Origin of the sequence: Maribacter sp. TH_r10, assembly GCF_033101095.1 — a bacterium.
GTDB classification, from domain to species: Bacteria; Bacteroidota; Bacteroidia; order Flavobacteriales; family Flavobacteriaceae; genus Maribacter_A; species Maribacter_A luteus.
On the sequence record NZ_JAWMPY010000006.1, the window covers coordinates 212404 to 219999 of the forward strand.

The 7596-nt window shown below is 35.3% G+C and carries 9 protein-coding genes; all 9 read right to left on the reverse strand.

The features are described 5' to 3' along the window. Positions 1-22 precede the first annotated feature (22 nt). Entirely contained in the window at positions 23-436 is a 414-nt protein-coding gene (locus R3X28_RS14880; protein ID WP_317665324.1) for a hypothetical protein, read from the reverse strand. A 9-nt stretch (positions 437-445) separates the two neighbouring features. Further along, positions 446-892: a GNAT family N-acetyltransferase gene (locus R3X28_RS14885; protein ID WP_317665325.1), complete on the reverse strand. Its 447-nt coding sequence runs from the start codon at positions 890-892 to the stop codon at positions 446-448. After that, entirely contained in the window at positions 876-1805 is a 930-nt protein-coding gene (locus R3X28_RS14890) for a hypothetical protein (RefSeq protein WP_317665326.1), read from the reverse strand. The genes R3X28_RS14885 and R3X28_RS14890 overlap by 17 nt, the downstream gene beginning before the upstream one ends. Then, positions 1805-3469 carry a serine hydrolase domain-containing protein gene (locus tag R3X28_RS14895; RefSeq protein WP_317665327.1) on the reverse strand — a complete coding sequence of 555 codons (1665 nt, stop codon included), beginning with the start codon at positions 3467-3469 and terminating at the stop codon, positions 1805-1807. The genes R3X28_RS14890 and R3X28_RS14895 overlap by 1 nt, the downstream gene beginning before the upstream one ends. Before the next feature lie 23 nt (positions 3470-3492). After that, complete coding sequence (locus tag R3X28_RS14900) at positions 3493-3900, reverse strand: hypothetical protein (protein WP_317665329.1); 408 nt, start codon at positions 3898-3900, stop codon at positions 3493-3495. Positions 3901-3917: 17 nt separating this feature from the next. Beyond that, positions 3918-4739 carry an NmrA family NAD(P)-binding protein gene (locus R3X28_RS14905; RefSeq protein ID WP_317665331.1) on the reverse strand — a complete coding sequence of 274 codons (822 nt, stop codon included), beginning with the start codon at positions 4737-4739 and terminating at the stop codon, positions 3918-3920. Between the two features lie 12 nt (positions 4740-4751). Beyond that, positions 4752-5156, reverse strand: coding sequence for a DUF5367 family protein (locus R3X28_RS14910; protein WP_317665333.1), 405 nt, complete (start codon positions 5154-5156; stop codon positions 4752-4754). 12 nt (positions 5157-5168) lie between these two features. Beyond that, the gene (locus tag R3X28_RS14915; RefSeq protein WP_317665335.1) at positions 5169-5663 is read right to left on the reverse strand and encodes a DUF1772 domain-containing protein; all 495 of its coding nucleotides are present in this window, start codon (positions 5661-5663) and stop codon (positions 5169-5171) included. 464 nt (positions 5664-6127) lie between these two features. Further along, positions 6128-7117, reverse strand: a complete 990-nt coding sequence (locus R3X28_RS14920) for an AraC family transcriptional regulator (RefSeq protein WP_317665337.1) — start codon at positions 7115-7117, stop codon at positions 6128-6130. Positions 7118-7596: the final 479 nt, after the last annotated feature.

The window sequence follows — 7596 nt, forward strand, 5'->3', positions numbered from 1 at the left end:
TTATTTAATGATTTTATCAAGCTTACTGTTTTTTTTCTACTGCTATCCTCAAAAAAAGAAGGGCCAACACTCCAGAGACAATTGCAAACATTTTTTCAATTGTAGTTGCGGCCAGTGCGTTACCAATTGTATTTAATGAGAAAAAGACAAATAACACCCACATTGCAATGCTTGAGATTCCTAATAGTTTAGGAATATTTAGCAACTTGGTTCGTATTAATAATAGAAAAAAGAATATGACTGAAGTTAGCAATGAAACTATTTCAAAATTTAATAATTGTGCTTCTGTTTTTATTTTTCCTCCCCACAAAAAATCTAGCGTTACATATTCAAAAAATAGTATCCCAATTAATATAGCAATATGAAAGAGAGCAAGAATTCCTAGAATACATAAGGTCGCAAGGATTGCTGTATTAAAATCAATTATTTTTCTCATATTTGAGAACTATTTTTTTATTGAAGCAAACACCATGTGTAAAATGGGGTATGGTTTTCCAGAGGCATCCAATTCAGAGCGCCCTATGGTTTCAAAGCCACAATGTTTGTAAAACCAAACAGCTTGTTCATTCTGCTCGTTGACATCTACATTAGTGACGTTTAAATTTTCAATGGCATACTCCAATAAGGTCTTACCTATTCCTTTCCCTCTAAAATCAGGATGAATAAATAGCATTTCAAGATTATGATCAGCTACTCCAAGAAAACCAATTATTTTATTATTAATTCTAATGCATTTTAATTGAACAGCATCTAAATAAGTATTTAAAATTAGAGGCTTAAAAAATTCAATATCCTCTTCATTGAGAAAATCATGTGTTGCTCGAACTGAAGCTTCCCAAAGCTTTACCACCTCTTTATATTCATTTTTATTGATGTTATCTATTTCCCACATCTTCTTTAATTTTTTCTTTTATTGGTTTAAACTCTACCCAATAAATGTTACCCTCAGTATCATCTCCTCTATGAAAAAATAAATACTTGCCATCGGGTGATACACTTGCCGCCATTTCAGTTTGATCTGTGTTTATTTTAGGCCCAAGATTGTAAGGCTTTGTCCAGGCACCATTTTTGTTAAAGCTGATGTATAAATCACTTTCGCCATAACCTGAATCACTCTTAAAATCATAAATCATATAGCTTTCGTCTGGAGCTATGTATGAATGAGCAATCCATTTGCCCTTTGCGTTTATCTCTTTACCCATTCTATCAATACTTTTGTATTGACAATCTTCTTGAATCGAGTTGTAAATAACCCAATCTTCAGGAGCATCTCCCTTCTCTCCAGTTGTGAAGTATAAATTACCTTCTTCAGTAGATGTCAAGTACATGATTATAGATTTATCTACGAATGGTTTTTCCAAGGGTATTGGTGTACTCCAACCCTTTGATTCTTTCTTACTATACCATTGGTGCAATCCAGATAGCTTAAGTGTATCGTTTAGAGGTCGTGTACTTCCAAAATACAGTTTATCCCCTTTTGGGTTGATATGAGGTTCAAAATCCCATCCTTCGGTTGCTGTAAAAAATGCTGGTTTTGGACTGGACCACTTATCGTCAACTAACTGCATGCTATAAATTGTGTTGTTTTCTCCAGGTTTTCTCCGTGTAAAATAGAGTTCGTCCATTTCTGGAGTAAAGGTGATAGCAAACTCGTAGTTATTGGTAGAGATAATTCCTTTTCTAAAAATCAAAGGGGTATCTGTTGGAATCTTTGCATCTAAAAGCATTAAATTAGACTGATTTTCTTTCGTACAAGAAAAACAAAGGAAGACCAAGATTAGCAAAGTATAGTATATAGTTTTCATTATTTTATTTTTTTGAACGCTACATTTTTGGCTCTGCTGCTGGATACTTCAAAACCTATGACATCATTAAAGGAGTTTCTTACAAAAACCACTTTTAGAAATGATCCTTTATTGCCGATGAAATAGTCATTTTTAATGGCTGTTAATTTGAAATCACCCAGTCTTGTGTGTTTTGCAACCAATTGATTTTCTTTTACATAAAACGAGTAATAGGCATTCAGTTCAGAGCTGTAATATCTTCCGGTAAATTCTTCAAGAGTAGTTGCATTGTATTGTGCAGGAGTATATTTTTCTGAAATGATATGATAGCCATCATCCAGTGTCATAATCATCTGGTTGTTTGCAAAGGAGATACCCACATAGTCATGAATATCCATTTCAAAAGCATGTTCGCCTACGGGCACTAAGGCAGTGTTGCCATTCTTGGTAATAAAACGCAAGGTGTCGTTTTCTACTTTTATTTCTCTTGAATAGCTGTCTCCTTCATCCCAATAATGTCCCTCATAACTTGTTAACTCTGCAGGTGTTTTTGATATTGGTTTTTGATGAGTCAATTTTTCTGCAGTTGGCTTTTTAGCCGTTTCATCGGTAACATATTGTTCTAAACAAATGTCCATGATGTCATACACCATTCTGGCACCATTGATTCCACCATTGATATTTGTGAAAATCACGCTCAAGTTCAATTCTGGAAAGGTTGCCAAATAGGCCTGATAACTTGCGTCTTGACCACTGTGCTCTATACGTTTGAACCCTTTATAGGTATTAATAAACAAACCATTGGCATAGCCATAGAGTTCTCCATTATTCAAATGCTGTAAGGTTTGCATTTTATTAAAGATGAGGTCACTACCAACTTTTTTTGTGTTATAATTAATGGCCCATTTACTTAAATCTGTAATTGTCGTGTTCAAATTGGTAGCACCCACACTGAAGTTGTTAAACAGGTCTTCTACGTAAGTTGAATCGACTTTGAAATAGGAAAGGCTTTTGTTTTTAACCACCTGTCCTTTTTGATCTACAAATTTTGAGTCATACATCTGTAGGGGTTCAAAAATGTGCTTACGCGTAAATTCTGCAAAAGACATCTTCGATACTCTGGCTACGATTTCTGCCAACAAGGCATAGTTGGCATTGCTATACATATGCTTTTCGTTGGGTTTAAAATTTAAGGTCTTTTGATTAAAAATAAGCTCCAATACCTGTTCATTGGTAATGACATCATCCAGCGTCCAGCCAGAGAGGCGTAATAGGTTATACTTATCTTTAAGTCCGCTTGTGTGATTTAGCAAATGGGCAATGGTTATTTTAGGCTCAAATTCATGCATCTCAGGAAGATAGATCCTAATATCATCGTCCAAAGACAGTTTCCCTTCATCTTCAAGCAAGAGAATAGCGAATGCGGTAAATTGTTTTGAAACTGAAGCCACATGAAAAGAAGTTTCTTGGTGAATCGGTATCTCATAATCAAGATTAGCCAATCCAAAGTATTTTTCATAGATCAATTGATTGTTCTTGACAATACCAATGGAAACACCTGGTTCATTCTCATTATAATGATTTAAAAGGCTATCGATTCTAGTTCCTATTTGATGGATATTAATAGGATTACTCTTGTTTTGCCCAACTAAATGAATAGCAGATAGAACAAATAAGAGTGTCATTATTAATTTTAAATTTGTTTTCATTATTGTAAACTTGTTTCTTTTCTACTTCTGAAATAAAGCAATGTCAAAAGCACAAACCCGATTCCAAATCCCAGCACACCGATATTGATACCCAGAATAGTTTTCTCACTTCCGTCTAAATATTTCATTGAGCCACCATAGAAATCCTGTATTAAGTAAGCCAATAAAAACCCACCAGTTATGAGCATGCTCAAAATTGTGCTTAACCTGAACTCTTTTTTCACCCACACTAACCATAAACATAAAACTCCTATTGCAGAATTGGTAATGAGTTGCCATACCTCATGGATTTTTGCATGTGGTGTCCAATCTGGATTAAAAACATGGGTATTGTTAATTTCTAAAAAAGGAACTGCTATAGCATACAAAAGAATGACGAATGTGATTGTACTCTTTTTTAATATCATTTTGATTCTTTTTTGCACTAATTCCAAATTCCGGTTGCCGCAGTTTCCTTAGCAAAGGTTTCAAAATCTTTAGCCGGTCTACCCAGTACTTTGGCAAAATCATCTGAAACTTCTTGATTTTCTGCATTTCCTAATACTTCTTTAAATAAATAACCAAAGAGCCAAACATAAGAATCAGGCAATCCTGCCTTACTCATGCCTTCCTTAAACTCATCAATGGAAATGGGTACAAATTGAATGGGTTTATCTATGGCGTCGGCCATAATGCCTACCACCTCCTTAAAGGTCCTTTTTTGAGGTCCTGTTACGGTTATGGTTTTTCCGTTAAAAGTATCATCTACCAATACTTTGGAAACCACATCTGCAATATCATCAACATCTACAAACGGAATTTCAGCCTCTGGCATTGGAAGAGCTACAGTACCATTCTGCACAAATTCTAAAAAGGCTCCTTCACTAAAATTCTGATTAAACCATGACGCTCTGACTAAAGTGTAATTTAATCCTGAGATGGCAACAATGTCCTCACAGGCTTCAGCTTCAGTTTCACCTTTACCTGAAAGCAACACTACTTTATCCAATCCCGCTTTTAAAGCTTTTTCAGTTAGTTTCCTAATGGCATCCCTTGCTCCAGGTACAGCTAAATCAGGATAATACACGATGTAGGCCCTATCCATATCTTTTAAGGCAGCATCGTAGGTTTCAGGATTTTCCCAATCAAATACAGGGTTCGTTTTTCTACCTACAATACGCACATTGTGTCCAGATTGCTTTAAATTTTCTGCGACTCGGCGACCGGTTTTTCCGGTGCCTCCGATAATTAAAATATTCTGTTTCATATTATTTGCGTTTTATGTAGTTTGATTTTGTTTCTTAATTATTCCCGTTTTGATGTACCAATACAATACTGTTATTGCTATAATTTCTACACCAATAAGCCAAAATCCTAAATCTGTAAAAAATTGATAATAGGAGCCTCCATTTGGGATGACAAAAAAAGGAACCGTTATTAAAGCATCCAGGGCTGTTGCCGTTAAAAAGAACGTTTGTCCTACCCAATATCCATGAGTCTTCATATCTTGCTTGTAATACTGCTTAGCTCCATACCAGACCAATGGCATTACCGAAATAAAAAGTAGCATATTGGCTTGTTGTTCTACATCTTCTAAAATGAAGATATATGATGAGAGTGTAAATACACATACTCCAATAATCCAGATAATAATTCCAATACTAATGGCTCTTAATTTTTTCATGATTGTTCGTTTTTATTTGTTGAATATTAGACCTGTAACCAGTAATGTAAATGAGGTAAAAGAGCATGCGGTACGGATGATATGCCAGCGATTCCAGGCCTTCTCAAAGGTTTTTCGTAATTCTGCCAACTCCACATTAGAGGCAGTATCTAATACCGTTTTGTCTAATATTTCATTGAGTGGGACGTTCTTAAAAACAGTAACCAGACCCACGCCTATAAAAAACAGAACCGCAGCAATCAAATAAGAAGTAAATGCGAACTTATTTGTGTTTTTGAATACAAATGCATTTACAAAAAGTAATAAACATGGACCGATAAACACAATTAAAAAACTTGGGTTAAGTATGGCCCTGTTCATCGCTTGAAATGCTTTTAAAAACCCTAAGTCATCTAATCGACCTAAACCAGGTGTTACGGAATTAGACCATGTAAAGCACAATCCTGCGGTTAGTCCAGTAAATAAGATACTGAGCGTCAATACGGTTAGTTTAAAATTTAGTTCCATTTAGTTTATTTTTTAGTCGTCCAAATCCAGGCTAATAATTCTTGATATTCTATAAAAGGGAGCTTTATTTGCTTCCTTTTGGCATGCGTTTTTTTACAAAGACTTGTTTATAAATGTCATTAGCCCAAGTATCCATATTTTCTTTAGTAAATACGCGTCTTTTGTTTCGTTTGCGATGGCAAACGTTGTATTTGTTTTCTAAAATTTGAAAAACTTTCTCCCCAGAGTTTCTACCTGAATAGTTTAAGTAGTACGAAGCAGTACTTCTTTATTTGCTTCAATTGATTTATAAGTATCCTTTGAATTAACTAAAAGTGTTGCAATAATTACTATTAAGATTTTTAAAATTGTTACCATCATCAGAATGAGTTACTTAATTTGATGGTACAAAGGTGAGAAGGGTTCAAAAGGTTTTTTTGACACTTAAAGACAACCTTTTGACATTTTACGCCAAATGGATAATTTTAGTTGGGTTTTCTAAATTCTGAAGGTGTTAGATCTGTCCATTTTTTGAAAGCACGATTGAACGCACTTTGCTCGGAAAAACCAGTTAAGAAGGCAATTTCACCAATGCTTTGTGTAGTATTACGGAGCATATCTTTTGCAATGGTTTCTTGAGTCTTTTTAATTAAGTCACGATACGTAACGCCAGCTTCAGAAAGTCTTCTCGTCAGCGTTCGATTACTCATAGCAGTTAGATCAGCAATATGATGAATACTTGGAATTCCTGTCGGTAGAGCGTCTTTTATTAGAGATTCAATATCTCGGACAAATTTTGAGCCTGGAATTTTAATGCCTTTCGTTTTTTCATCTACTTGCTGTAAAAGGTAACTATTAATGCTGGCATCTGCTTTAGCAGTTCTTAAATTTAAATCTTCTGTTCTATAACTTATGGAGTATTGCGATTGTTCAAATAAGATAGGACAATTAAAAGCTTTTTTATGACTTGTAAGATCCTTAGGTTCTTTATGTTTGAAACTTACCTGAATAGGAGAAATGTTTTTCTCAGACATGGCTTTCAGCACTACTACTGTAGCAGAAAGGCTAGCTTCAGTTGAAAGTTCCATTCCTTTTCTATTTGCTTCACGATTGAGTACTATATGAGAAACACTTCCTTCCTTCTTAATTTGCCAATCAAATGTATTGGATAATAGTTTGAAGTAGCGTTCACTACGTTCAAAAATCTCACCTACTCTAGAACAAGTGCGCCATGAAAGTCCTAAAACGCCGTAATCTTTGATTATCATTTTTTGGCCCACTCTTACAGCAAAACCGCGTCCAAGTTTATCAGCAAGTAATTCATGTAAGGTTAAGAATTCTTCTGCCGAAACCACTTGCAAATGATTTAGGGCATTAATTGGTGTTGATAAATCCATAAAATCTTCTCCAGACATGCCTTCCTCTTTGGCACAATCAAGCATTTTTCTATATAGATTTACGGAGAAGTATTTCATGTGTTTAAAAATACTAAGTTGTTGATTGTAATTTTTTTTAAATTATTGCCAACGCAGCGCTATGTGAAGTCCACGTTATTTTATGGAAATATAGGGAAAACATTTTTTTGTTTTCGGCTATATTGGGAATAAAATCATGTGTACCACCGAGCAAAGCGACCGATGAACACCCGTAAAATAAGCAAGCAACGGTGAATAAATTGCATATAGCGTATTGATATGTTGCGTTGAAAAGCCGTAGCGGCGTTATCGGCCAGTGACCCCTCATCCTATCCCGATGGCAATCTGTCATAGCGCTGCGATGACGTAGCATTTCCGAAAGACCGGGCGACATCTGCGAGAGCAGTGTGCGGGATGGAGCGGGGGCAAAACGAGATGAAGTGATTTTGGTCGACGCAGGCGTTCCAAGTGCAGCGAACATATGAATACCTTTAAAAAAACAATAAAAATGATATGAATAATGCTACATCATCGGTCTC

Coding starts and splice junctions, on each gene's coding strand:
- R3X28_RS14880 (WP_317665324.1), bottom strand. CDS start 436: ATGAGAAAAATAATTGATTTTAATACAGCAATCCTTGCGACCTTATGT.
- R3X28_RS14885 (WP_317665325.1), bottom strand. CDS start 892: ATGTGGGAAATAGATAACATCAATAAAAATGAATATAAAGAGGTGGTA.
- R3X28_RS14890 (WP_317665326.1), bottom strand. CDS start 1,805: ATGAAAACTATATACTATACTTTGCTAATCTTGGTCTTCCTTTGTTTT.
- R3X28_RS14895 (WP_317665327.1), bottom strand. CDS start 3,469: ATGACACTCTTATTTGTTCTATCTGCTATTCATTTAGTTGGGCAAAAC.
- R3X28_RS14900 (WP_317665329.1), bottom strand. CDS start 3,900: ATGATATTAAAAAAGAGTACAATCACATTCGTCATTCTTTTGTATGCT.
- R3X28_RS14905 (WP_317665331.1), bottom strand. CDS start 4,739: ATGAAACAGAATATTTTAATTATCGGAGGCACCGGAAAAACCGGTCGC.
- R3X28_RS14910 (WP_317665333.1), bottom strand. CDS start 5,156: ATGAAAAAATTAAGAGCCATTAGTATTGGAATTATTATCTGGATTATT.
- R3X28_RS14915 (WP_317665335.1), bottom strand. CDS start 5,663: ATGGAACTAAATTTTAAACTAACCGTATTGACGCTCAGTATCTTATTT.
- R3X28_RS14920 (WP_317665337.1), bottom strand. CDS start 7,117: ATGAAATACTTCTCCGTAAATCTATATAGAAAAATGCTTGATTGTGCC.